We start from the raw sequence: 24,373 nt of genomic DNA on the forward strand, positions 1-24,373 counted from the left end.
CAGAAGCACTAATGTTTAGCACATTCATAAAAAGACCAGTCCTCGCGATTGTCATATCGATCATTATCGTATTTGTAGGCTCACTATCAATTAACCAGCTGCCTATATCTCAGTTTCCTCCCATTGCCCCTACTACGGTAAGTATTTTCATAGCCTATCCAGGATCAAGTGCAGATGTGCTTGTGAAGTCCACTTTGATTACGTTGGAAAACGCCATCAATGGAGTACAGGATATGAGATACATGGCCACGGATGCTACCAGTGCGGGTGAAGCCACAATTAACATCATCTTCGAACCCGGCACAGATCCCAATCAGGCTGTAATTCGCGTGAAGACACGAGTTGATCAGGTAATGCCTCTCCTACCCGAACTTGTACAGCGTGAAGGTGTGGTAATCACACCGATCCAGCCTAGTATGTTGATGTATGTCAACCTGTATTCTACCAGCAAAAACATGGATGAAAAATTCCTGTACAACTACGCTAACGTGAATATGATCCCTGAAATCAACCGAATCAAAGGGGTAGCAAGATCTCAAATATTAGGTAGCCGTACTTACGCTATGCGTGTTTGGCTAAATCCTGATCGTATGCGTGCTTACAATATCTCTGTAGATGAGGTGATGGAAGCAATGAAAGAACAGAGTATAGTAGGTCGGCCTGGCAGAATAGGTCAAAGCTCTGGTATTGAGGCACAATCACTGGAATATGTATTGACCTACAAAGGCCGGTTCAGTAAGGCAGAAGAGTATGACAACATTATCATTCGTGCAAATCCTGAAGGTGAAAGCATTCACTTAAAGGATATTGCCAAGACCGAATTGGGTAGTGAATTCTTTGATATTTATTCCAATTTGGATGGTAAACCATCTGCAGCGATCGTTTTGAAGCAAAACTATGGTAGTAATGCAAGTGATGTAATTGAAGAAGTAAAAGCGGAGCTGGAGATCATGAAAGCCTCTTTCCCTCCAGGAATGGATTACAACATCAGTTATGATGTATCCCGTTTCTTGGATGCGTCCACGGAGCAAGTGATTCATACATTGCGAGATGCATTTATCTTGGTAGCCTTAGTTGTATTTATTTTCTTAGGAGATTGGCGATCGACTTTGATTCCAATTATTGCAGTGCCGGTGTCGCTGATAGGAGCATTTTTCGTCCTTCAGATGTTTGGCCTCTCTATCAACATCATTACGCTATTTGCCTTAGTACTTGCTATTGGTATTGTGGTCGATGATGCGATTGTGGTGGTGGAAGCCGTACACGCCAAGATGGAGGAAATGCCTCACTTGTCTCCATATCAGGCGGTAAAACGAGTGCTTGGGGAAATCAGTGGTGCAATCATCGCGATCACCGCAGTAATGGTATCTGTGTTCTTGCCGATCTCATTTATGAGTGGCCCGGTGGGCACATTCTATCGCCAGTTCTCCATTACCATGGCTAGTTCGATTGTGATTTCAGCAATCATTGCATTGACTTTGACACCAGTATTATGTGCCATGTTATTGAAAAATAATCATGGAAAAGAAAAGAAGAGAAATATTCTTACGAAGGCTCTAGATGGCTTCAACAGTGGTTTTGATAAACTAACTGGTAAATATGTAAGCTTGCTTAGATCAATGGTAAGTAGAAAATGGCTCACCTTCGGAATTCTGTTACTCTTCGGTGCAGGTATCGTATTCGAAAACCAAATACTACCTGCAGGATTTATCCCAAGTGAAGATCAGGGAACAATCTACGCCATTATCCAAACACCTCCGGGCTCGACGCTTGAGCGTACTAACCAGGTTTCTCAGAAGCTGCAGAAAATATGCGAAGAGATCGACGGAGTAGAATCCGTTTCCTCCTTGGCAGGATATGAGATTATGACAGAGGGTCGTGGTTCCAACGCCGGTACTTGTTTGATCAACCTGAAACCCTGGGGAGATCGTAAGCACTCAGTGAAAGAAATCATGGAAGAGCTGGAAGAAGAATCAAAAGGCCTTGGCGCCGTTGTGGAATTCTTCGAACCGCCAGCAATCCCAGGTTTTGGTTCATCGGGAGGTTTCTCCTTGCGACTATTGGACAAGACTACAACTACAGATTACCAGGATTTTGATAAGATCAACAAGAAATTCATGGATGATCTTAGTGAGCGTGAAGAACTAACAGGCTTGTTCACCTTTTTTGCCGCCAACTATCCTCAGTACGAATTGGAGATTGATAACGACAAGGCGATGCAAAAAGGAGTTTCTATAGGAACAGCAATGGAAAACCTGAACATTCTAATCGGTAGTACTTACGAGCAAGGATTCATTCGATTTGGCAGATTCTTCAAAGTATATGTGCAGTCAGATCCTGCATTCAGAAGACTTCCTTCTGATGTCTTGAATCTATTTGTGAAAAATGAGACAGGAGAAATGGTTCCTTACTCAGCTTTCATGACTATGAAGAAAACTCAGGGACCCAATGAAGTTACCCGTTTCAACATGTACAATTCAGCATCTATCCGTGGGCTTCCAGGCCCTGGATTCACTACTGCTGATGCGATTCAAGCGATTAGAGAAGTGTCCACGCAAACTTTGCCTAAGGGTTATGACATCGCATGGGAAGGTCTATCGTACGATGAATCAAATAGAGGAAATGAGGCACTTTACGTATTCTTGATCGTACTCGTGTTCGTTTACTTTGTACTTGCCGCACAGTACGAGAGCTTTATTATTCCGCTCGCTGTGGTGTTCTCACTTCCGGCAGGGGTATTTGGCTCGTTCTTCTTACTAAAGATGATGGGGCTGGACAACGATATTTACGCCCAAATTGGACTTATCATGCTGGTAGGTCTGTTGGGTAAAAATGCCGTGCTGATTGTAGAATTTGCAGTGCAGAAACGGCAGGAAGGCTTATCCATTTTGGAAGCAGCGATTGAAGGCGCCAGAGTTCGTTTCCGTCCAATTCTAATGACCTCATTTGCCTTCATCGCAGGTCTGATCCCCTTGATTATCGCATCAGGTGCAGGAGCTATTGGTAATCGAACCATTGGTGCATCAGCACTTGGAGGCATGCTATTCGGAACCATTTTCGGGGTGATCATTGTCCCAGGCTTGTACTACATATTTGCTAGTATGGCTGATGGCCGTCACTTGATCAAAAATGAAGATGAAACTCCATTATCCGAACAAAAACACCACTCACATGCTTAAGAGAATCATATATATATGCCTGGGAGCAGCCTCTATTACACTAGCAGTGTCTGGTTGTAAAACCCCAGAATTAATTCAGAAAGAAGTAGATGACACAGTACCTGAGAGCTATTCGAATGGCTCTCAGGATACTACAAATACTGCCGCAGATGTAGTTTGGCAGGACTATTTTACTGATCCCAGCTTAACAGCCTTGATAGATACTGCATTGAGCAACAATCAGGAATTGAATATCACCTTGCAGGAAATTCAGATAGCACAGAACGAAATAAGAGTCCGTAAAGGCGAAATCTTACCTTCTGTGAATATCGGAGCAGGCACAGGTGCGGACAAAGTAGGTAGATATACCAGCCAAGGTGCTAATGATGCAAATACAGATATCAGAACGGGTAAGGAAATGCCTGATCCATTGCAAGATTATATGCTGGGTGCGTATGCTACTTGGGAAGTCGATATTTGGCACAAACTGAGAAATGCAAAAAAATCAGCAATGACCAGGTATTTAGCAAGCGTGGAGGGCAAAAACTTCATGGTGACCAATCTGATTTCTGAGATCGCAAACTCCTATTATGAGTTGCTCGCGCTAGACAATCAACTTGCAATCGTGCAGCAGAACATTGAGATTCAAAACAATGCTTATGAGATAGTGAAATATCAGAAAGATGCTGCGAGAGTTACTGAATTGGCTGTTCGTAGATTTCAGGCACAGGTACTCAACACGAAAAGTCTTCAATTTGGTATTCAACAGAACATCATAGAAGTAGAGAATAGAATCAACTTCCTAGTAGGTAGATTCCCCCAGAAAGTGGACAGAAACCCTACTGCATTTGGAGATCTGATTCCAGAGACGATTCAAGCGGGTATCCCTTCTCAGCTTCTGGCAAACCGACCTGATATCAGACAAGCAGAGCTTGAGTTAGCATCTTCAAAAATTGATATTAAAGTAGCCAAAGCTGACTTCTACCCTTCGCTGGCGATCACTGCTGGTCTTGGTTTTAATGCTTTCAATCCTAGTTATATCTTCACTTCTCCAGAGTCAATTATCTATTCACTCGCTGGTGAATTAGTAACTCCTCTGATCAATAGAAATGCGATAAAAGCAAAATATTTGATGGCTAACGCAAAGCAAATTCAAGCTATTTACAACTATGAGCAGACCATCTTGAACGCTTACATAGAAGTAGCCAATCAGCTTTCTAATATCAATAACTTGGAAAAAACTTATGACTTGAAGTCTCAGGAAGTTGATGCACTTACACAATCCATTGACATTTCTAATGAACTATTCAATTCTGCAAGAGCAGATTATATGGAAGTCCTTTTGACACAAAGAGATGCGCTGGAATCTAAATTCGACTTGGTCGAAACTAAGATGAGACAAATGAATGCCAAGGTTAATATTTATCAAGCCCTTGGCGGCGGATGGAAATAGAATTGGTTGATTAAAGGTTGAATATCTATCCGATTTTACAAATGGGTAGTAATTTCGAAAGTCCCTCTGAGTGTTCGGAGGGACTTTTTTCATGAAAGTTTTTTTTGACAACTAATACCACAATACTTCAGCATGATCACCAACAAATAAACATGTCCATATTTTGATTAAAAATGGACATATAAGCAATAAATGTCCATTTGGTGAGCACATAATAAGCATATGTTCAGATCTATAAATACTGGACTCGTTATCGAAACCTGTCCAGAGAAAGAAGTCTAGCGTATTACAGGTTCATATAATCACTAGAAAATGTACCAATGTTTTCAGAGACATTGCGCTGGAAAAAATGGGATCAGCTCAGCCAGCCTGACAAATTTGGTTCACATATCATCGATAATCTTTCATTTTCGGGACAATGAGATGCGATTTGCAACAAACCGATTAGTTGTATGCCACCTTTTCCAGTCGGCCTAAAACGGAAAGGATATATTAATCCTGCTAAATAAAAAAATAGCCCCGCAGGAGGCCTGCGGGGATAAATCCATAATCAAAAGGCAAATTGGTATTGCATCACCAGCATTCCTTTGCGGGGTTCAGCAGAATTTTTGATTAGCTTTTCGGAAGTCCCTTGAGCCAAAATGGGTCGGCTTTGATAGTCGAGCGAGAGCTTGGAGCGATGACCGGCTTGCAGCCAATTGACACCAATGTCATATACAGTAAATGGTTCATCAACTTTCACGTAATCCGATATAATCAATTGGGCATAGGGTTGTAATGTGCCCGCATCGCCAAGTAGATCTTTGCGCATCAGGTAGCCTACTTGGGTATAGTAAACTTGACCAGTTCCGATCAGTGGAAAGTTGTTGCCAGGTCCATTAGCAGTGCCGTTAGCATTCATCCCATTTGCAACATTGATCGCACCACCATTTCGTAAGTAGTTTGGGCCAAAATCATAATTGATATAAGCCGCGTAGGCCGTAAAAGCAGTTCCTTTTGCCTTATCCAAGGGCGTATCTATGAAGATATCCACCCCGAATTGGGTACTTGGAGCGAGAATTTTCGCGCCTTGAGAAGTAGCTCTGTATTCCATAGCATTGGATTGAGTCGAAAATCCAGAACCTACCGCCAGCACTTTCTTCTTTCCTAAATAGGTACCAGTCATGTACGGGAATTGGTTGCTTTCCTTTTCCCAAAACTGCCACATCACATAGCCTTGGTACTTGAGTTCTGGCGCATTGACACTGTAATAGGCCTGATTGATTACCCCATCAGGTAGGGTTGGCACGGGATTGATCGCAGTCTGAATCGGAAAAGGGTTGGATGCAGAAAAGCGGTAATCTAATTGTCCAAGTTGACCTTTGGCATAGACGCCAAGCATTCTCACAAATTGATCCGAGATATCATTGGTGGATTCCTCGATAAAAGGTAAATCCATACCCAAAATAGTCCCTACAGAAGAGGATGAATAGCGAACAGTTCCATTGACCCCATGAAGTCCTGCTCCGATTGTCAATTTGGAGGGGATGACGGCGTATTCACCTGTCACATCGTGCAAGAATAAGCCCGGCTTTCGCGAGGAAAGCGAACCGAAGCTATTGATTCCAAACTGGGTGTAGACAAATACTTTATCAGTCAGTTGACCAAATGCTTGGTAACGAACTCGTCTCAATCCTACATCAAAACCGCTTTCCTTAGGAGTACCAAACACTGTTGACCCGGGGTTAAATGCCGTATGTCTTACCCATATTTGCCCTAGTCCTGTTCCTTTGATGTAGTGAGTCTGAGCATCATTCAAGAATACTTTCAATTCTTTATCCTGCGCATGAAGCGAAGTAGCTAAGAGGGATAAGCACAGTGAAAACCACCCAATAATCTTGTATCTAAAGTTTTTCATCTATGTTTTTTATAATCAAGATCAAATCCATCGAGAAATCCCTGAATGAGATTTCTCGAATGAAAGGATTGATTAATAGGATTTGGTGAGTTTTGGAAGTTTGCGGGCTGCAAGCTCATGATCAGAGACTGCCACGTGTTTTTCTAAACCTATAATTTTAACAGTCCCTCCATTATCCTCGTAGTCATGCTGGAAATGGTGCAGATTCTCCATCACTGAGTGATCCACCAGTTTGGTGTTTTTCAGATCAATAGTCACATTGAAGCCAGCTGGAATCTCTTCTAACTTTCTTTTGATCCCCAAGTAATTTGAGAAAATTGCGGACTTATCGATTTCTACCAAATAGTTGTTACCAGCGAATGAAACCAAAGTAGGCGCCTTGAAGAAAGAGCTGATTGGTGTACCGTTGACTACGTGGAAGATCATTTTCAAAAGGATACCTGCTGCGATACCCACCAAAAGATCTTCGAAAAGGGTAAACAAAATGGTAACGACGAATATGGCCAACTGCTCCTTACCGATTTTAAACGTGTTGACAAATTCCTTTGGATGGGCTAATTTGATTCCAACTGTGATTAGCATTGCGGCCAAAGCTGCATTAGGAATCATCTCGATTATCGGCGTTGCGACCAATACGAAAATCAGCATAAACAAGCCATGGAAGAAGTTTGCCCAACGGGTTTTAGCGCCGCTATTGACGTTTGCAGAGCTACGGGCTACTTCTGAAATCATAGGAAGACCACCAAGGAATGCCGCCAAGGTATTTCCCACCCCTACTGCGATCAAATCTTTATTGTTGTCAGACTTACGCTTGTAAGGATCCACCATGTCAATGGCCTTTACGGTAAGTAAGGATTCCAATGAACCCACCAAGGCAAACATGATCACGTATTTTATGAAAGTACCAGTCATCGCAAACCCACCAAAATCTGCATTGTACTTCACATTCTCTACAAAATTTCCAATATGAAGTAGCGCATAGGCCGGTTCAGTATGCTGAAAATCCATCAACAGCTCGGCTGGAATAGCCAAAAGTAAAACCACCAAAGGAGCAGGTATTTTCTTGATTTTGGCATTTTTGATATAAGGCCATCCCATCATAATTGCCAGTGCGACTACACCGATCAAGGAAGCTTTAGGATCAAGATTTACCAGAAAAGTAGGGATGCTTAAAATCATGTCGATGATCGTTTTTCCTTTGTAAAGGACAGGATCGACATCCAGTAAAATAGGAATCTGCTTCGCAATAATGATAATACCAATTGCTGCAAGCATCCCGTGAATCGCAGAAAGTGGGAAGATATCAGCTAATTTCCCGAGTTTGAAAACCCCAAAAAGCACCTGAACCAAACCTGCTACGACCATTGCGCCAAGGGCAAATCGCCAGCCGATCTCTCCCCCACCAAAGTCTGTCACCGCTCCGGCCACAACTACGATCAATCCAGCAGCTGGACCTTTGATCGTCATCTTAGATCCTGCGAAAATACTGACTACAATACCACCAATGATTGCAGTAAGCAATCCCATGATCGGTGGAAAGTCAGAAGCTTTTGCAATCCCCAAACTCAACGGCATTGCCAACAAAAATACGACGAAGCCAGATACGGCATCCGAAGAGAAGTTCTCTTTTAATCCTTCCCATCCATCTTTTGGAAGCGAAAGCTTGGTTGATTTTTCCATATTTTTCAAGGGTAGAGCCTACCCATTTAAGTGAATATTTTAATAAGAGTTGGCCTTTGCCGCCAAGGGTCGTTTGATGAATTGATTTTTTTTGCTCAGGGCTAAATCATCGGAGCTCAAAGATGAAATCTCTCGATCCACCGTTGCGCCCATAAATAGTCTGGCGAAAATTCGAATAGTTACGATTCCTTCCATGACGAAAGTCAAGGCTGCAATGCCAGCCAGGAGAAACTGATCTTCATGAATGTGGGAAAAGAGCAGGTCCTCCCCAAGGAAGGTTGGAGACAGTGGAAAGCCCATCAATCCCAGCGCACTGAGCAGAAACAGAAATGCTACAAGTGGATATTTGGTCACGTAGCCTTTGTAGTGATGCAGGCCGTGTTGACCGGTCAAGCGCTTCAGCCAATCAATGATCAGCAATCCAGAAATACCAAAGAAGATGACGCCGCTTAGATAGATTGCCACTTGTGGCCAAGCGAATAATTCATTTTCAGCAATCGCCAGCACCATCCAGAAGTGATTTAGAATCAATAGAATCCAGCTCAATCGTGCCGATCCACGCTCGGAGAACGCTTTCAATACCATCATCAAAGCGACAAATCCAAAGATCACTGGTAAGTAAACACGCACCGAATCGGGAATCTTAATCCCTGCTACCAATAGGCTCAGGCCTAGAACATAGGTCGGAATAAAGTAAAGCAGCACTGTCTTGTAGGTTAAGAAATCCAATCGATGCCCCAGGTTTTTGAGCGGTCTAAATACCAATCGATTCATCAATAGATCTAGGTTCCACTCTTTCAGGCTCCAGATGTAGCAGGATATGATAAGCCTGGAAGCAAGACCAGTCTTGACAGATTTCAACTTAGGTTCAAAACCGTAGAACTGCTCCCGAATCAGGTAGCTGACGATGGAAGGGGAAACTAAGAGTTGGTAAGTTCTAAGGAACGCATTTCCTGCAAAGTGAATCAAAACCAAGGTTTCCAATCCTAAAGCCACTTCGATAAACATAATCCCGATTTGAGTCAGGGAAGCGTAGCCAATTTGGGTTTTCACAGAAGTCTGAACCCGTGCGATCATCGTCGAAAGTACCGCCGTGGTTAAGCCAATCAGTCCGATAATGATTCGGACTCCGATTTGATTTTCCCAGAAAGGAAAAGTCCGAAGCAATAGAAATACGCCCAAATGCACCGAAAGCGAGCCATAGAAAATAGCCGAAGAAGGCGTCGGGCCTTCCATCGCTCTGGGTAGCCAGGAAGAAAAGGGAAACTGTGCAGATTTGGCAGCAGCTGCAAGCAAGAGCATGAGGGAAATGAAAAGCCCAATACCCGAATGTCCCAAAAGGTGCTCGTGTACCAGTTCAGCATTGCCGAGTTTGTGGAAAGTCACATTCTCATGCCACAGGTGATGACTGGCCCACATGGCTAAAATCATCCCCACATCACCAATTCTGTAGATCGAAAACACGCGAATCGCATTTCGGGTTGGTAGGTAATTATTTCGATAAAATGCGATCAACAAGAACGAAGAGATTCCCAAAACTTCCCACCCGATAAATAAGGTTTCAAAATTTCCCGCCAAAACGGTGATATTGAATCCTAAGTAAAAGAAGAGAACAGTATTGAAAAATCGCTTGTATCCAGGCTCACGGTGCAGGTAGTACCGGCTGTAGAATGTGATCAAGAACGTCAACAAAGCGCCGACTGTGACATAAACCGCCCCTACCCGATCAAAGAAAAAGTCAATCAGAAATTCAAAGTTTGGATTTCGATATAAGACAAATTCTTTCACATTTACTGCACCAAAACCTTCAACTGCCCACAATACCAGTAATACCAGAATGCTGATCAGATTAAGTCCAGCAGTGTAGAAGGCTACTTTTGAAAGGAGATTTTCACGACTTTCTGGGATAATCAAACTCAAAACAAAACCGACTAGAGGTATCCCAATCATCAGTTGGATAAAGAATGTTAATTCCATTAGATTGAATCGATTAAGTAAACAGGCATATTTCCGGCTTCGTCCTTTAGTTTATCCTGAAGATGATCAATGTGATCGATGCTGCTCAATGGCTTGTAGTTCACAAACTCCCCATCTTTATAGTGCAAAAACTGCTTGGTTACAGGTTCGATCACTACAAAGTGGACCCAATAATTCTTCACCCATTCGTAGGTGGCAGGATTAGCCAAGAACACTTCCATCACTACTTCAGGAAAGTGCTCTACGATCAGCATCAAGCGAATAGGATCATGGATTTCTACCATTTGGTATGGCAATCCAGTTCTCAAATCGCCATCTGCGCCATTGGCTACCCCGATTAGTCCCACCACATTATGAGGCAGTTTGGTGCCCGCGCCCAGATGGTCGTTATCCATTCTGGAGAAATAGTATTCCAAATTGATCCCGCCACAGACCGGAGCCGCAGCACCAAGAATCTTGGTTAGGGCTTTTCCAGCAGGATCCTTTCGATAGTCATAAGAATTCAAGAATGCACGACGATCTAGGAATAATCCTTTGATTGTAGACTTTCTGGAAACAATACAGAGACTATTTGTCGCATGATTGTACTCAGGTCTTGGTTCGAAAAGTGAGAATGCACGCTTTTTAACTGCTGCATGAATTGAACCCACAGATTGAGCTTTAGAAAGTGTCGCAAACCTTCTGGATCGCTCCATAGAATTCGCATCCAATGCCTCAGCGAATAGTCCTACGTTCTTATGATGTGAGCGCAAATTTGCTTCTGATAAAACCTCAAGATCATAGTATTCGATCTCATCCTTAGTCGTATCATGAAGCGCTCCTACAAATTGAGCTGACACAGGAATCTCGATGCCACGGGAAGCTAAAATCTCCCGAACCCGAGAATCATTTGCCATGTGAGCTGCCACTCGAGCATTCACTGAACCCGGTCTACCGCAGCATGCGCCACAATCATAACCTGCATAATGCGTATTGTTGATGCTAGAAGCGCCATGACCGATTAGGTATACCAAAGGGGAAAAACCCGAAATCAAGCCGATGGAACGAAGTAAACTTTCGATTCGGTCGGCCATTTCCTCGATTTTGAATCCGATCTGAAGCTCCCCTTCAAATTCTCCTTTGTGCTCAATAGTCAATGATCCATTTGGATCCATGTGCTTAAAAGAAGAAACTTCCAGCGCTGAGCTGGATGGACTGAAGATGTTCTTCACCAGATTCAAAGCTGACCAAAAACCAATAGTCTGTGCACTGACCCAGCCTCTGACTAAGGAATGACTGTTTTGATTGAAATGAACGTCTTTTTGGAGCTTTTTATGAGAAGCTGTTTCCTTAATCAAGTATTTTGGGAAAACTGGAGCAGGACAAACTTTCGTATGGAATTTCCCGAATTCAGGTTGGAAGTAAAATTCCACGCTGAAGAATCCCGGCGTACCGAAAGTGGCGCAAGTTGGTGCGATGAATTCCAAATACCTCCGCATCGAACATTCCCGGTCATCAATGCAGAACATTGCCTGAAAGCTGGGAATCTCTTTAGACTCAGCTACTGGCTTCACGTGGCTGATTCCTGCTAAGACTTCATCGTAATAGCTCCATTCGTAAGCTTCCTGAAAGCATTGTAAAATCAAATCTTGCTCTTCGATAAGGCTAGTCTCAAATAATTGGGAAGTCTCATGGGGAAAGCGAACTCCGATTGGAATCCAGTTTTCACCAAACTTCTGATCCAAAGCATCGATTTCCAGAAGACATTCAAAGATCAACAAGTCCTCAAATTTGATCGGTCGGCGATCCAAGAGTGAGCTAGGCTGATCTTCCAAAACAGAGACCATTCCCGACCAACCCGGATGGGCGAATTGCTGGTCAAAAAGGTACCAACCGTATGCTTCTTCACGACCAACCAAGATTTCTAATAGTTGTGTCAGGTTAAGCTTTGGATTTGCAATCAGTTTTTTAGCTCGCTTTCCTTTGAAAATGGATGAATAACTAGCTTGATTGATTTGCCGAATTGCGTCTAGAAAACCTGTTGATTCGACAGGGAAAGACCAGATAGAAATCCCCTGATCCAGGTAAGCGGCTAGTAATCTAAAGAGAAATGGGTGGATGCTTTTGTCCAAATTGATATGGTAATCCACTTTCCAATGGGCTCTAAATGAGCCAACCTTCGGATAGGTCTGCTGTATGGCGGGAGAATCTAGGATTTTCACTGCCCAATGATTGGCTTCATTTTCGCCGAAGTGATTTTGGACAACTTGCTGTAAAATTTCTCCTTTAATCTTTTTCTCCCGATAGAGAGTTTGGTATTCGGCGATTGACAAATAACCTTTAAAGCCAAACTGGGAATTGGCTTGTTTTAGTGCCTGATGAAATGGTAAATGTTGAAACGCATGTAGCGTATTATGATGGACAAAGTCCTTCAAAGGCGCTTGGCTTGGAAGATAATGCCTGATTTCATGCAGGATCTCATCCAAATCATAAGCATGCGAATGCTTAGATTGATTCATAAAGTTATGCTCAAATAGTGGAAGTAAAGCTTCTAGAGAAGCGATTAGGACATCAACCAAAAGGTTGATTTCAGGCTTTTAGAGCCGAAAAAAATTCAGACTAATTCTGACTTCCAGCAGCCAAAAAGATCATAGAAGTGAATGCAACCTTGTTTGGCTTTTGACGAGAAAAATGAGGTCTGCCAATCCGTAAAGTCCTTTTTGGAATCAGAAAATGTGGGAGTTTCTACATAATAAAGCAGAGGTAGATCTTCCGTTTCACTTTTTTCTTCCTGCTCCTGATTTTCTATCAGTAGGAGCTCAATGGAAGAGTCCTCGAGAAGTATTGGGTGAAGCTGGCTATCGTAAATCTCCGAGGAAATTTGTTCCTGCTCTTGGGTAGCCAGTGACTCAAGTGTATCGCTAACCCCAATTCCCAGAAGGAAGAGTGATCTAAAAGCAAACAGTATTACACTTAAGAGTATCGGCATTTTGTTTTAAAACGTCGAAAGGTAAATCTTTTTTTAAAGCATCAACAAACAGTAGGAAAAAAAAATTACTTGAAAATCTTTAAAGAGAAAACATCTCCCACCCTGCTATTGAACTTGTAATTTGAACGAAAGCAAAATGAGTTTATCTTCCATTTAAGGAAAATACTCATGATTGCATCAATTCATCTAAAACTTTGAAAGCTACTTTCTAAGCAATAGTTCGTTTTAGTTAGGACTTAGGTTCTTCGAATCAATCCCGTAACTGTACAGAAGATCAAAAAACCTGTCGCATTGGTACTAAAATGCGCCTAATCACAATATCTGTTCATTTGGCGGAAGCTCATTAGGCAAATATTCAGACTTCCATAAATACTGGACTCGTTATCGAAACCTTTCCGGAGAAATAAGTCTGACGTACCACTTGTTCATTTAATCACTACAAAATGGACAATGATTTCCGGAAACATTACCCTGTAAAATAAGCATCCAACTCAGCCAGCATCGCAGACTTGTCTCGCATGTCATTGATGATTTTTCCTTTTTCGAGTAATACAATACGGTCACAAATCTCCGTCACATGGTTCAGGTCATGACTCGAAAGCAAAAAAGTAACTTGAGAAGCCTCCTTTATCTGAAGGATTAATTTCTTCAATCGGATTTGAGAGCTAGGATCCAAATTTTCGAAAGGCTCATCCAAAAGGACTACCTCAGGATTTCCCATCAAAGCAGCTGCAATCCCTACCTTCTTCAAATTACCTTTTGACAGATCTCGGATATATTTCTTTTTCCCAACAATCTCATCATTGAAAAACTCTGTGAACATGTCAAGGTGTAGCTGCAAATCAGCTTCAGAGAGACCATAGATTTTTCGAAGTGTCTGGAAATATTCATCCGCAGTCAAATAGGATAGCAGCATATGCTCATCCAAATAAGCCCCAGTAGTTCGCTTCCATTCTTCGGATTTACTCACATCCTTCCCGTCAATTTCCACTCTCCCATTCGAAGCACGAACTAGATCAAGCATTATTCTAAACAAGGTTGTTTTACCCGCACCATTATTACCCACCAAACCAAAGCACTCAGATTTGGGGATTTCCAAAAGTGTCACATCGAGTACAACGGCTTCTTTATATTGTTTTTTTAGTTCAGTAACTTTGATCATAACTCTTGACGGAATGAAGATGAAATTTCGTGTCTGTTTTTCAGTACCCGATTAACATTAATAGCGGCTAGTTGATTGAAGAACAAAATCCCCACAACTCCTATCGTGCCTAGCGCTGCAAGACCTGCATAGAAATTGAAAATCAAAGCAAAAGGCAAGTAAATAAGGTAAGGAGCTACCATCATTGGAATAATCATGAGAAACTGAGCTGCGCCCACACCCTCGTAATTAAACATTGCGCCCTTGCTCAGATCCATAGGCTTCGGTTTCCATATAGCCAAGTAAATTATCAAGTGGATCATAATCCCAGCATTAAACAGGAAAGTAGCAAAGTGAATAAGCAAGAATTTCCATCCAAAATACACGTAGGGAATGGACAGCAAAAAGCATAATAAGGAGATAGATAGCAGCAAAAGGTATTTTCCTTTCACTAAGTTTTTTATCCCATCTTTTCGACTAAGGAAAAAATCAAAGTACCCAGAGTTCCAGCTTAAGAAAAGCTGTCCGTACTGGATGGTAAAAATACCTGTAATAAAAATCCCAACGAAGATGAAGATATTCTGCATTGGTCCAGATTGATAGGCGGGATTATCATAGAAAATCGTCCCATACAAAAGGAAAAATGCACTGAGCATTAGGAAGGTTCTACTCTTTTTGTGACGAATAATCAGCTTCCACTCCAGATTCGCCAATTCTCCAGCTTCTCCAAATCGGGAGAAAAATCCCACACTTTGATTTATAAATCTTACTTCCTCTTCTTTGGCCAAATCCTCCAAATAAGCATTGTTCAGATAATATGAAAATGCTAGATAATATCCCACAAGACACAGAACCAGCATTATCACCATAGGAATAAAACTACTCATGGCAAAAGTGAAAAATGGGGAAACCATTTCACCCAAATTAAACCAACCCATATAAGTAGATCCTCCGCCCAGAAGAAGAACAATGAAAACGATAATCACACCTATCAAACTATCCTCAAAGCGCTGCTTAAACCACAGCATAAACCAATGCAAGGTCCAGCTGATAAAAACTACAGTCCCCAGCCAAGAAATCGCTCCCGACATACCATATTGAGTTGAGATCTCAGTCAAAGCAAATGGAGCAAAAAGTATTAAAGCCACGATACTTAATGGAGAGAAAAAGGATCTTCCCAGCAGCATATGGATGATTTTCTTTTTAGAAATCGGCAAATGCAACAGACTTTCAAGCTCAATCACGGGCAGCTTTTGTAGAAAATACCGATACATAAACTCAACCAAAAAGAAGAAAATCAATCCAGAATTCAATACTATGATAGTATCCTGCCCTTCAGCTATCTCCTGTAAAATTCTGTTTAGAAAAATACCAGCCATAAATAGATAACCTAAAAGCATAATCGCGAGAAAACCAAGAAAAATGGCAACCATCACGCTTTTGGCAAATGCTGTGGACCGGAAACTTTTCAGGAGTTCCAGTCGGATCAATTCAAATAACATATAATCTTAAAAGTAAAAAGAGGCTTAATTTCAGCCCAAAATATAAGAAAACCAACAGTAATTATCGCTTTTGAATTTCTTAATATGGATTGAAGGTATGTGAAATTATTGTGACCATTTGAGAAAAGTATTTATTAATAGTCTGTATGTACGCTTTTCTGCCAGTAAGCAAATTCTCTTTGGTCGATGGGTTGGAAGACCGATGACCGGAGTAAACCAAAATTCAAGGTATCTTATAATTTCCGATCCTATAAATTTTCTACTGGCAACATTCCATATAATCACAATTAATAGTATACACCTTAGAAATCATGAAAACTTTCTCTCTAAAATTGGACACCAAAGTCTTCGAAGAAACAGAAGCCATCATTAAGGATAAAAAGGTAGCGAGAAATAGGTACATCAATCAAGCGCTCGAATTCTATAATAAGTATCAAAAACGTAAAAAGCTGAGTGCTGAATTTGAAAAAGCGTCGGAACTTACAAAAGAGAGTTCTTTCGAAATTCTTGCAGAATTTGACGCAATGCTCGAGGAAGATGAAACAGAATAAATTATGGCTCGCAAATCTCAACCCTGCTAGAGGGACAGAACCAGGAAAGATCAGACCTGTGGTGATTATTCAAACTAATTTGCTCGATCAAACCGAACATCCTTCCACAAACCTTCGAGGTTTCGAAAACCTCAAAGGTTAACAACCCCTACTTTTCATCCCCTCCACAAACTCTCCCACACTTCTGAAAATCTGTTCTTTATATTCGATCAAAAACGGATTTCCACTGACTTGGATCAAAGAATCCAGTTTTTGGATTCCTGACTTTTTCAAGGCATTTTTCACCAATTGCACCAGCTCTGGTGCCCCAGAAATATCAAATTTCAACTCAGAAAAAGTTAACTCAATTCTTCCTCGATCTATGCTAAAGTGAAATCTATCCCCGGGCAAAAGTTGATTGATCTCACCAGAAATCACCAAATCCTCAGGTAAACCACAAATCATCGGCGATCCACAATTAAGTATCCAGAATTTGTCGGCCGTTTCCAAAGCAATTTCAAGATCATGTGTAACTACCAATATCGCCTTCTGCTGCGTTTTCGAAATCTCATGAAGCAAATGCATAATTTCAAAGCGATTGACCAAATCCAAATGAGCTGTAGGCTCATCTAAAACCATCACCTTTCCATCCTGCGCCAAGGCACGGGCAATCATCGCCTTTTGCCGCTGACCGTCGGAGATTTCCCCAAGTCGTTCATCTTTGAGATAAGTGATTTTTGTTGCTTCCAAAGCTTCATCAACTGCCAACAAGTCCGCTTCGCTCAGCTTACCAGTCCAGCTCGTATGAGGAATTCTGCCCATTGATACCAGCTGCCCGACAGTCATATTTCCCGGCAAAAAAGGCTCGGTTAAAACTACCGAAAGTTCTTTGGCAAGAGCTTCATTAGAATAAGTAGAAATAGGTTTACCGTTAAGCAAAACATAACCCGTAAATGGCTTTAATTGACCTAAAATAGCTTTTACCAAAGTCGATTTCCCCACACCATTGGGGCCAAGTAAGCATGTCATCTCTCCATCATAAAGGGAAAAATTCAACTCCTGAAGAATCTCTTTCCTGGATTTTTGTTTGGTGTATCCCAAACTCAGATTCTTTCCAACTATTGATGCTTCTTGCATAGCCTAAAATTCTTTGCTAAAGTTCTTTTTCAAAACCAGACCAATCACGATCGGCGCTCCAACTAAGGAAGTCACTGCATTGATCGGAAGTGTCTGTGCAGAGCCAGGCAATTGAGCCACAGCATCACAAAGCAACAGTAAAATTGCTCCCAAAATAGCCGTGGCAGGAAATAGCAACCGATGATCAGAGGTGCGCCAAATCATGCGCGCGACATGCGGCACTGCAATCCCGATAAAAGCAATCGGTCCGCAAAAAGCCGTAATACAACCTGCTAATAAACCCGTGCTTAGGATCATCAACCAACGTAAACGAGCTGGATTTATCCCCATACTTTTCGCGTAGCTTTCTCCCAAAAGCATTCCATTGTAGGATTTCACAGAAGCGACCACAGGAATAATCCCAACTGCAATCACGAAGATTAAGACCCAAACCTGATCCCAGACTAATCCCCCCAAACTACCCATTGACCAGATGGTAAATAACTTCAACGCCTCTGCTCCAGAAAAATAAGACAGCATTGAAATGATCGCTGAAACAGCCGAACCAAACATCAACCCAACGATCAAAAGAGTCATACTATCCCTCACTTTCCAAGCTACCAAACTCACCGTGACCAACACTAAACCGGCCCCTATTGTCCCTGCAATTGCAATCGCCCAAGGATTCATGGCTCCTCCATAAGCGACTAAACCAAAAGCCGATCCAGCCAACATCAAGATCGCCACACCCAATCCTGCACCAGAGCTTATTCCCAGCACAAATGGTCCTGCAAGCGGATTCCTGAAAAATGTCTGCATCTGAAGGCCACTAATACTTAAACCGATTCCCGCTAAAATAGCGACAAGTGCTTTTGGGATTCTGTAGTTTAAAATGATCTGCTCACGGGATGCTTTTGTCCATTCTCCTGCAAAAATCCCATGCAAGATCTCGCCTGGAGAAATCGCCACTGACCCCAAGCTGACATTGAGCAGAAAGCTCAAAACCAACAGGATAAGTGCGGCAGAAAGAAGAAAAATCGGATTAGTTGGTTTCATTGAGTTGTTGATAAAAATACAACTCATAGTCTGGAAGTAAGTCAGGATGAACAATTTTGATCAGATCTTTTAAAATCAAATCTGGACGCATGTAGCCCAACTCAAAATATTCAAGACCTCCGGCTCTACCTCTTCTCTGTGTGTAAGAAAATACATTCCCAGATTTGAAAGCGGTGAAGACTTTGTATCTAGGCTCTGAATTTCCCATAGTTTTCAAATCCAAAAAATCAGCCGATCCTATCCAAAAATCAGCCTCCAAAGCATTTTCAATCACATATTCATAATTCAATTGCACGCTGCCAGTTCCTTTCTGTTCTGAGAAAATATAGTTCCCGCCAGCATTCTGAAGTATTTTCGCACCCCAACTTTCACTTCCAGGCGCATACCAAATATCCTGATAAAGGACGCCACTGAGCACCGTTGGACGAAGGGAATCAATGATAGAAGCACTCAATTTCTCAGCGTCCAAATAGTCTTTTTCAACCTGTGCAAAAGCGATTTTAGCCTCCTCATATTTCCCCAAAAGCACTCCGGTAAATTTAATCCACTCAGCTCTTCCGAGCGGATGTTGCTCCACATATTCTCCATTGATTACCGCAGGAATCTCGGCTTGTGCCAGCAAATCCAAGTACTTCAGATTATCACCAAGAGTAGAAATCATGATCCAATCAGGCGCCAAATCAATAACCATTTCGGTATTTGCCGAAGGCCCAGCTCCCAAATCCTCCACCTTTCCAGCGTCAATTTGCACCCATGTTTTCTCTGAAGAAATCAAATTGAGATTGGGAAAACCAATCAATTTCTCCGTGTCATTCAGCATGTCCAGATGCGGAATATGGGTAGTTGAAGTCAGAATTATCTTCTCCACTGGAAGCTGGATAATTGCATCGAAATCTCCTGCTGGTTTTTTAGCATTTTCTTCCAACACCAAATACTTGAAAATCCTGTCCGCGCCTGTCCAAGCCTGATTAACTTCTACCTCCCAAAAATCATTTCCCTTTGAAATCGTAAAACCAGAAGCATAGCTCAAGTCTATTTTCTCAAGTCCTTTTTCTTCCTCATCCTTCTTTTCACTACACCCTGAAAAAGAATAGATTAAAGTCAAAAAAACTGAGGTAATGAAGAGACTAAATCGAAGGTTTTTCACAGAATTTCTTTGAGATAATAAAATCCAAAATAAGCTCGGGATTTCGCCACTTCCAAAACTTGTCGCTAAACAGATTTTTTTTCTAAGCTTTCCCGATCTATTTTTGCAGCCGAAATAGGTTCCCAAACTCATTTACGAGCTCTTGGGATTAAAAGGGAATTTGGTGTAAAACCAAAGCTGTCCCCGCAACTGTGAACCGAGCGGATTTTTCCGCAAATGATTTGTCAAAAATGCCATTGCCCCGAAACGAATTCGGGATGAGAAGGCGGCAAATTAAGGTGAGCCAGGAGACCTGCCCATTTCTGTTGATTCTGTGCTTTCGGAGGAAAAGCAATGAAGAAAGTACCTGAGCCGATTAGTATCGGCTTCGATCCCTTCTTCCCATTTCTCTTTAAGTCCGAATCGAATTTATAACTAATTCGATCAGGGATGTTGTTGCTTTTATGTGCATTTTATTTTGTGGCTTCCAGCCCAATCCAAGACACGGTCAAGTTGGCCGAGGTCGAAGTGTATGCACCAGCTTTGGATCGATTTGCCCAAGGGCAAAAAGTGATCAGCTGGACAAAAAAGGACTTGGAAAATTACCAAGGCCGCTCACTCGCAGATATTCTTCAAGAGCAATCGCCGGTTTTTGTTCGACAATACGGAGCTGGAATGATCGCCTCACCGGCCTTTCGAGGCACCTCTGCTGGACACACCGCAGTTTTTTGGAACGGACTTCCGATCAACAGTCCTTCCCTCGGTCAAAGCGATTTATCCATTTTACCAATTTCCGCGGTCGATCAGGTGAGTTTGCAGTTTGGCAATGCGGGCGCGCTTTTTGGAAATGAAGCAATCGGAGGATCTATCCATTTGGAAACGAATTCTGAATTTGGCAAAGGTCTTAAAGCTGGTATTTCTCAGCAGATCGGAAGCTTTGGCTTATTCAACTCAAACCTAATTGGAGGTTTTTCTTCGAAAAATTTTAGCAGTAGCACCAAAGTCTACCGAGAGTTTTCGAACAACAATTTCCCCTACCAAGACCTTGGGCAAATCGGAACTCCAGCAGTAAAAGAAGACCATGCTCAGTTTGAGCAAATTGGATTGGTTCAGGATTTGGCGTGGAACCTCAATGAAAGTAATCAGTTGAAAGCGGCTTTTTGGTGGAATAAAACCAATCGGGAAGTGCAGCCAGTAATGGGCTCCAACACCCAAGATGAGCAGGAAGATCAAAGTATCCGTGCTGTATTGGACTACTTTCATTTTGGAAAAAAGTCCATTTGGAATCTGAAAACAGGGGTTGTACAAGACAAAATGCTTTTCAGCGAAAGCTTAAATCAAACCAACCAATATTTTGTCAGTGGAGATTGGGATAGGACTTTTTCTGAAAAATGGAACACCAAAACTGGAGTTCGATTCACGCTAGCAAAAGGAGAACTCAGTACCTATACGGAAGATGATTCCAGAGTTGAGCTGTACCAAAGCACCAAGTTCACCTCGAGTGAGAACTTAGCTTTTTCGATTAATCTGCGGCAGTTAATCTATTCTGGCACTTTTGCTCCGTTTACACCAAATCTGGGCATGGACTGGAGTTTTTGGAAAAAAGGCTCACAATTCTTGCAACTCAAAACTTCCATCGGCAAAGGTTTTAAAGTTCCGACGCTCAACGATAGATTCTGGAATCCTGGAGGAAATCCGGAATTGAAACCTGAAGAAAGTATGAACGGCGAGCTTGGCTTGAACTGGAGCGGAACAGGTAAAATCACTTGGAATCAAAGTCTGACTTACTACCGAATGTCGGTGGACAACTGGATTATTTGGCTGCCAAAAGGAAGTGTCTGGACTCCGGAAAACATCAAAAAAGTCAGTAATCAAGGCATAGAATACCAAGGGAGTTTGGCTGGAGGTATTGGAACCTGGAATTGGGAACTGATGACTTCTTATACCTATTCCAAAGCTGTAACCACTGAAGGCACGGACGAAAATGACCAGTCGCTAGGCAAGCAGCTCCCCTACACTCCGCAGCACCAAGCAAATGCAAAAGTGCGCTTAGAGAAATCAGGATTCTCCAGCTCATTAGGCACTTATTTCGTGGGTGAACGATCCGTCACGGCTGACAATCCCCGTATGATGCCTTCATTTCAGCTTTTCAACTTTAGTCTAGGCTACGACCAACTGTCACGAGGCAAGCTTCATTTTCCATTGAGTTTTCAAATCAACAATGTTTTTAACAGTGACTATCAGGTACTCTATCTGAGAGCCATGCCGGGAAGATCTTTTCAATTCAATTTATCCATACTAGTATGAAATCGAGCATGTCGCAAGCGACACACGGAGGGATAATTATCCGTAATGCGAGATTCCATGTGACCTTGAAACTAAACTATAAACATATGAAATTAAACAAACTACTCTGGGCTTCAGCCTTGATCTCTGTCTCTTTTGCCTGCTCTGACAGTGGCGAAGAAAAACCATTAGGCAAATACGACAATGGTATTTTGATCATGAACGAAGGCAACTTTGGAACAAATGACGGAGAAGTCTATTATTTGAATCCAAACACTGAAGAGCTTCTTCCAAATATTTTCGAAGCAGAAAACCTTAGACCTTTTGCAGGTTTGCTGGAAGACATGGTGCTAGAGGCAGACAGATTGTATTTAGTGGCAAACACGGGAAAAGTAGAAATCGTAAATCCGGCTGACTTCAAAAGCCTTGGTGCAGTGTCAGCGGAATTGGATCAGCCAAGATCTCTGGCAGTGAATGGAAGCAAGCTTTTCATCAGTGATTATGGGCCATATGACGCGAGCTATGCAACGCCGGACTCTTATGTAGCCGTCGTGAATGGTCTTGATGGTGGAGTTGTCTCAAAGAAGATTGAGGTGTCTGATAAGCCTGAGGATCTTTTCTCTTATGAGAATTACATCTTTGTTGCTAGCTCTGAAGCAAACAAAATCGAAATCATCGACGCTACTCAGGAAACAGTTGTTACTACGATTGAATTGGAAGCTTCCCCTAAACAATTCAATGCTGAAGGCGGAATACTATGGGTTTATGCAATCGCAACGGATGAAGTGATTTTCTATACTTTAAATCTTAGTAGCCTTACTTTAGAAAATTCGTATACAGTTCCTGTCGCAAATGCTACCAACAGAATCTCCTTCGACGGAGATGACAAAATGTATATTTTGACCAGCTCAGGATATCCTGATTACAATGATGCGGTAGTAACTATTGACATCGAAGGAAACACAGCTACAGCAACGGAATTGATGACAGGATCGGGCTTTTACGGGATCGGTTTTGACGATGACTTAGATCAAATTTATGTAGCCAACTCCAATGGTTTCCAAGGAAACGGAACTGTAACAGTCCTTTCGGAAACAGGGTCAGTCATCAGAAGTTTCGAAGTAGGAAGGGGCCCTTCTGGCTTTTTGGTTTATTGAGACTTTACACTTTAATATCCATCATTCGACATTGGATATTTAATGGTTACAAAAAGCCGCTGAGATTGATGTCTCGGCGGCTTATTCCGTTTATAATTTGAATCTCAAAAATCGTAATCCATGGAAATACGGCTTTTTGTAGATTACATTCCATAAAAAGACGGCTTTTTGTGGATTTTATTCCATAAAAATCTATATTTGGATATGAAATTCAATAGAATACATTTTCATAACCTTTCTGATAAGCTAGAAAACAAGAAAGTAATCATCCTGATAGGCCCGCGCCAAGTAGGGAAAACAACGCTTGTTTATGACTTACTGGCTGGAAAGGATTACTTATTCTTGGATGGGGATGATCCTACAACCAGGCGATTGTTTGACACACCTAACACCATGCAGATCAAATCAATCCTTGGGGATTATAAATATGCATTTATCGACGAAGCCCAGCGAATCGAAAACATAGGTATCACTGCAAAAATCATTCACGATCAGATTCCCGATGTGAGATTGATTCTTAGTGGTTCATCTTCATTTGAGCTATCCGGTTTGACTCAGGAGCCACTTACTGGAAGAAAGATGACTTTTCACCTTTATCCCATCAGCTGGAAGGAATTTGAGCAAACTGTAGGATATGTTGCTGCCGAGCAGGATCTACCTAATCGTCTTGTTTACGGTTTTTATCCAGAGATCATTACAAATGTGAACGATCAGGAAAGCCTATTGTATGAACTCACAGAAAGCTACCTCTACAAAGATGTGTTGGCTTTGGGTATTATTAAAAAGCAAGATGTGATCTTCCGTCTCCTACAGCTTTTGGCGTATCAGGTGGGTAATGAGGTGTCTTATAACGAACTTTCCAGATCGCTCCAAGTGGATGTCAAAACAGTCATTAGCTACAGTGATCTACTGGAGCAAGCGTATGTAATCTATCGCCTCGGCACGTTCAGCAGAAACCTGAGGAAGGAAATAAAGATGAATAAGAAAATCTATTTCTATGACAATGGCGTCCGCAATGCACTGATCAAAAATCTGCAGCCGCTTGCGCTACGAAACGATATCGGAGCCCTTTGGGAAAATTTTCTGATGTCCGAAAGAATAAAGTATTTAGAATATGAGGGGATTAAAGTCAACAGCTATTTTTGGCGCACCAAAAACCAACAGGAGCTGGACTATCTCGAAGAAAAAGACGGGAAACTGAAGGCCTTTGAATTCAAATGGAATCCTGACGCAAAACTCTCCATTCCATCCGCCTTCAAAGAAACTTATGTTGCAGACTATAAATTAGTTCACAGAGAAAATTTCAGAGAATTCATCCTCTAATCC

At 42.0% G+C, this 24,373-nt stretch carries 17 protein-coding genes and 1 riboswitch; of the genes, 7 read left to right on the forward strand and 10 right to left on the reverse strand.

Going from position 1 to position 24,373, the window contains the following annotated elements; translation table 11 throughout:
* Positions 1-11: 11 nt before the first annotated feature.
* Together BVH04_RS09580 and BVH04_RS09585 are read left to right on the forward strand one after the other, a co-directional pair.
* Positions 12-3,179, forward strand: coding sequence for an efflux RND transporter permease subunit (locus BVH04_RS09580; RefSeq protein ID WP_086541252.1), 3,168 nt, complete (start codon positions 12-14; stop codon positions 3,177-3,179).
* Positions 3,172-4,611, forward strand: a complete 1,440-nt coding sequence (locus tag BVH04_RS09585) for a TolC family protein (RefSeq protein WP_086541331.1) — start codon at positions 3,172-3,174, stop codon at positions 4,609-4,611. The genes BVH04_RS09580 and BVH04_RS09585 overlap by 8 nt, the downstream gene beginning before the upstream one ends.
* A 550-nt stretch (positions 4,612-5,161) precedes the next feature.
* Here the strand turns inward: BVH04_RS09585 and BVH04_RS09590 are convergent.
* From BVH04_RS09590 to BVH04_RS09620, 7 genes are all read right to left on the reverse strand, one after another.
* Entirely contained in the window at positions 5,162-6,508 is a 1,347-nt protein-coding gene (locus tag BVH04_RS09590) for a hypothetical protein (protein WP_086541253.1), read from the reverse strand.
* A 72-nt stretch (positions 6,509-6,580) separates the two neighbouring features.
* A complete protein-coding gene (locus BVH04_RS09595) occupies positions 6,581-8,188 on the reverse strand; it encodes a SulP family inorganic anion transporter (RefSeq protein ID WP_086541254.1) in 1,608 nt (535 codons plus the stop codon).
* A 39-nt stretch (positions 8,189-8,227) separates the two neighbouring features.
* A complete protein-coding gene (locus tag BVH04_RS09600) occupies positions 8,228-10,165 on the reverse strand; it encodes a proton-conducting transporter transmembrane domain-containing protein (RefSeq protein WP_086541255.1) in 1,938 nt (645 codons plus the stop codon).
* On the reverse strand, positions 10,165-12,663 hold the full coding sequence (locus tag BVH04_RS09605) for a YbcC family protein (RefSeq protein WP_086541256.1): 2,499 nt from the start codon (positions 12,661-12,663) through the stop codon (positions 10,165-10,167). Before BVH04_RS09605 ends, BVH04_RS09600 begins: the two co-directional genes overlap by 1 nt.
* A 95-nt stretch (positions 12,664-12,758) precedes the next feature.
* A complete protein-coding gene (locus BVH04_RS09610) occupies positions 12,759-13,133 on the reverse strand; it encodes a hypothetical protein (protein WP_086541257.1) in 375 nt (124 codons plus the stop codon).
* 466 nt (positions 13,134-13,599) lie between these two features.
* Positions 13,600-14,295, reverse strand: coding sequence for an ABC transporter ATP-binding protein (locus BVH04_RS09615; RefSeq protein WP_086541258.1), 696 nt, complete (start codon positions 14,293-14,295; stop codon positions 13,600-13,602).
* The gene (locus BVH04_RS09620) at positions 14,292-15,776 is read right to left on the reverse strand and encodes a DUF5687 family protein (RefSeq protein WP_086541259.1); all 1,485 of its coding nucleotides are present in this window, start codon (positions 15,774-15,776) and stop codon (positions 14,292-14,294) included. Before BVH04_RS09620 ends, BVH04_RS09615 begins: the two co-directional genes overlap by 4 nt.
* Positions 15,777-16,087: 311 nt before the next feature.
* Between BVH04_RS09620 and BVH04_RS09625 the strand changes: the two genes are divergently transcribed.
* On the forward strand, positions 16,088-16,327 hold the full coding sequence (locus tag BVH04_RS09625; protein WP_086541260.1) for a hypothetical protein: 240 nt from the start codon (positions 16,088-16,090) through the stop codon (positions 16,325-16,327).
* The gene (locus tag BVH04_RS09630; protein ID WP_086541261.1) at positions 16,314-16,469 is read left to right on the forward strand and encodes a type II toxin-antitoxin system PemK/MazF family toxin; all 156 of its coding nucleotides are present in this window, start codon (positions 16,314-16,316) and stop codon (positions 16,467-16,469) included. The genes BVH04_RS09625 and BVH04_RS09630 overlap by 14 nt, the downstream gene beginning before the upstream one ends.
* Here BVH04_RS09630 and BVH04_RS09635 read toward each other — a convergent pair.
* From BVH04_RS09635 to BVH04_RS09645, 3 genes are read right to left on the reverse strand one after another with little or no spacing between them, the layout of a single operon-like run.
* Entirely contained in the window at positions 16,466-17,443 is a 978-nt protein-coding gene (locus tag BVH04_RS09635; protein WP_086541262.1) for an ABC transporter ATP-binding protein, read from the reverse strand. The two genes, BVH04_RS09630 and BVH04_RS09635, sit on opposite strands and share 4 nt — an antisense overlap.
* A 3-nt stretch (positions 17,444-17,446) precedes the next feature.
* Positions 17,447-18,478, reverse strand: a complete 1,032-nt coding sequence (locus tag BVH04_RS09640) for an iron ABC transporter permease (RefSeq protein WP_086541263.1) — start codon at positions 18,476-18,478, stop codon at positions 17,447-17,449.
* Positions 18,465-19,583: an ABC transporter substrate-binding protein gene (locus tag BVH04_RS09645; RefSeq protein WP_240510894.1), complete on the reverse strand. Its 1,119-nt coding sequence runs from the start codon at positions 19,581-19,583 to the stop codon at positions 18,465-18,467. Before BVH04_RS09645 ends, BVH04_RS09640 begins: the two co-directional genes overlap by 14 nt.
* A gap of 141 nt (positions 19,584-19,724) precedes the next feature.
* Positions 19,725-19,939: riboswitch (cobalamin riboswitch) on the forward strand.
* Between the two features lie 115 nt (positions 19,940-20,054).
* Here BVH04_RS09645 and BVH04_RS09650 point away from each other — a divergent pair.
* From BVH04_RS09650 to BVH04_RS09660, 3 genes are all read left to right on the forward strand, one after another.
* Positions 20,055-21,911 (forward strand): TonB-dependent receptor, encoded by a 1,857-nt coding sequence (locus BVH04_RS09650; protein WP_086541264.1) that lies wholly within the window; start codon positions 20,055-20,057, stop codon positions 21,909-21,911.
* Between the two features lie 86 nt (positions 21,912-21,997).
* The gene (locus tag BVH04_RS09655; RefSeq protein ID WP_140160558.1) at positions 21,998-23,047 is read left to right on the forward strand and encodes a YncE family protein; all 1,050 of its coding nucleotides are present in this window, start codon (positions 21,998-22,000) and stop codon (positions 23,045-23,047) included.
* A 204-nt stretch (positions 23,048-23,251) separates the two neighbouring features.
* Entirely contained in the window at positions 23,252-24,370 is a 1,119-nt protein-coding gene (locus tag BVH04_RS09660; protein WP_086541266.1) for an ATP-binding protein, read from the forward strand.
* The last annotated feature ends 3 nt before the right edge of the window (positions 24,371-24,373 follow it).

Source organism: Algoriphagus antarcticus (assembly GCF_002150685.1).
Lineage (GTDB): Bacteria > Bacteroidota > Bacteroidia > Cytophagales > Cyclobacteriaceae > Algoriphagus > Algoriphagus antarcticus.

Bases quoted from the DNA above. Each gene is read 5' to 3' on its own strand.
- BVH04_RS09580 (WP_086541252.1), top strand. From the start codon at position 12: ATGTTTAGCACATTCATAAAAAGACCAGTCCTCGCGATTGTCATATCG.
- BVH04_RS09585 (WP_086541331.1), top strand. From the start codon at position 3,172: ATGCTTAAGAGAATCATATATATATGCCTGGGAGCAGCCTCTATTACA.
- BVH04_RS09590 (WP_086541253.1), bottom strand. From the start codon at position 6,508: ATGAAAAACTTTAGATACAAGATTATTGGGTGGTTTTCACTGTGCTTA.
- BVH04_RS09595 (WP_086541254.1), bottom strand. From the start codon at position 8,188: ATGGAAAAATCAACCAAGCTTTCGCTTCCAAAAGATGGATGGGAAGGA.
- BVH04_RS09600 (WP_086541255.1), bottom strand. From the start codon at position 10,165: ATGGAATTAACATTCTTTATCCAACTGATGATTGGGATACCTCTAGTC.
- BVH04_RS09605 (WP_086541256.1), bottom strand. From the start codon at position 12,663: ATGAATCAATCTAAGCATTCGCATGCTTATGATTTGGATGAGATCCTG.
- BVH04_RS09610 (WP_086541257.1), bottom strand. From the start codon at position 13,133: ATGCCGATACTCTTAAGTGTAATACTGTTTGCTTTTAGATCACTCTTC.
- BVH04_RS09615 (WP_086541258.1), bottom strand. From the start codon at position 14,295: ATGATCAAAGTTACTGAACTAAAAAAACAATATAAAGAAGCCGTTGTA.
- BVH04_RS09620 (WP_086541259.1), bottom strand. From the start codon at position 15,776: ATGTTATTTGAATTGATCCGACTGGAACTCCTGAAAAGTTTCCGGTCC.
- BVH04_RS09625 (WP_086541260.1), top strand. From the start codon at position 16,088: ATGAAAACTTTCTCTCTAAAATTGGACACCAAAGTCTTCGAAGAAACA.
- BVH04_RS09630 (WP_086541261.1), top strand. From the start codon at position 16,314: ATGAAACAGAATAAATTATGGCTCGCAAATCTCAACCCTGCTAGAGGG.
- BVH04_RS09635 (WP_086541262.1), bottom strand. From the start codon at position 17,443: ATGCAAGAAGCATCAATAGTTGGAAAGAATCTGAGTTTGGGATACACC.
- BVH04_RS09640 (WP_086541263.1), bottom strand. From the start codon at position 18,478: ATGAAACCAACTAATCCGATTTTTCTTCTTTCTGCCGCACTTATCCTG.
- BVH04_RS09650 (WP_086541264.1), top strand. From the start codon at position 20,055: ATGTTGTTGCTTTTATGTGCATTTTATTTTGTGGCTTCCAGCCCAATC.
- BVH04_RS09655 (WP_140160558.1), top strand. From the start codon at position 21,998: ATGAAATTAAACAAACTACTCTGGGCTTCAGCCTTGATCTCTGTCTCT.
- BVH04_RS09660 (WP_086541266.1), top strand. From the start codon at position 23,252: ATGAAATTCAATAGAATACATTTTCATAACCTTTCTGATAAGCTAGAA.